Here is a 239-nt window from a genome sequence, read left to right as displayed (position 1 = left end):
ATTTACCACGTTAAGTGTGATTTATACAGTTCATATTCAAGCTTTTCTTGCATTACGTTTCTTACAAGGTCTTGGAGCTTGTGCGGGAATTGTTTTAAGTCGTGCTATTATCAATGATTTGTTAGATAAAAAAGCAGCAGGAAAACTTTATTTGATTGTTTTTCCCTTTATTGGAATGTCACCAGCGTTTGCTCCTTTAGTTGGAGGCATGCTGTTACAAGCTTTCAGTTGGTATGCTA

Annotated in this window: 1 protein-coding gene; it reads left to right on the top strand. The window is 36.0% G+C overall.

Features of this window, described 5'->3' with window-relative positions; genetic code table 11:
* Positions 1-239: MFS transporter (locus tag ACFINS_RS11250; RefSeq protein ID WP_375706317.1), on the top strand; the 239-nt coding region annotated here is incomplete at both ends.

It is taken from the genome of Bartonella sp. AA2SXKL, assembly GCF_042197205.1.
Lineage (GTDB): Bacteria > Pseudomonadota > Alphaproteobacteria > Rhizobiales > Rhizobiaceae > Bartonella.
The sequence above is the reverse complement of the archived record's forward strand: the minus strand, read 5'-3'. Positions and strand labels throughout refer to the sequence as shown.